Source organism: Nocardia sp. NRRL S-836 (assembly GCF_001279525.1).
In the GTDB taxonomy this organism is placed as follows: Bacteria; Actinomycetota; Actinomycetes; order Mycobacteriales; family Pseudonocardiaceae; genus Lentzea.
On sequence record NZ_LGDY01000182.1, the window covers coordinates 1 to 806 of the forward strand.

Annotated in this window: 2 protein-coding genes; both read right to left on the bottom strand. The window is 73.8% G+C overall.

All coding sequences use genetic code 11. The features are described from left to right. A partial coding sequence (locus ADL03_RS44650; protein ID WP_157529806.1) for a hypothetical protein occupies positions 1-567 on the bottom strand: 567 nt, incomplete at its 3' end. A gap of 126 nt (positions 568-693) precedes the next feature. Beyond that, positions 694-798: a hypothetical protein gene (locus ADL03_RS51005; RefSeq protein ID WP_369809101.1), complete on the bottom strand. Its 105-nt coding sequence runs from the start codon at positions 796-798 to the stop codon at positions 694-696. Between the last annotated feature and the right edge of the window lie 8 nt (positions 799-806).

Sequence of the window (806 nt, forward strand, 5' to 3'; positions counted from 1 at the left end):
GCCCCTGAACAGCCCGCCCCCGCGCCCGAGCCCGCGCCGAAGCAGGAGCAGGCCACCACCCAACTGCCGGTCCCACCCAAGACCGACACCGGCGCACCCGAGGACCGCCCGTCCCGCCCCGACGAAACGGCGCGAGTCGAGCACCCCCGCCACCAGCCGGAGGCGGACCACGCCGAGCAGCTGTCGCGTTCCGGCCAACTGCAACCCGACCAGCCCCGCGAAGAAGCCCCGCGCCCAGAACCCGGCCAGGACCGCCCCGAGCGACCGGCCGAACAGGCGCGGCAGGACACACAGGACCAGTCGTGGTTCGAACTTCCCTCGCAGGCACCGGCCCCACCGCAGAAGCCCGAGACCGACCGCCCGAAGGCCGAGCCGCGCAAGGAAACCTCGCTCCAAGACCAGCGCCAGTTCCCCAGGTATGGCCAGCCGCAGGAACAGCCCGAGCGCGACCAACCCCGCCGGGAACAGCCCCGCCCGGAGCCCACGCGCCCGGACCAGCAACCTCGCCCCGACGAGGAACGCCGCCCCGACCAGCCGCAAACCCAACCGCAAACCCAGCCCGAGCACGACCGGACCCGCCCCGAGCAGTCCCGTCCAGAGCCCGCACGCCCCGACCAGCAGCCGCGCCCGGACCAGCCCCGCCCGGACCAGTCCCGCCCGGACCAGTCACGGCCGGAGCCACGCCCTGAGCATTCACGCGCAGAGCGACCGCGCTCTGACCAACCGCGCTCTGACCAACCGCGCTCTGACCAACCGCGCTCTGACCAACCGCGCTCTGACCAACCGCGCTCTGACCAACCGCGCTC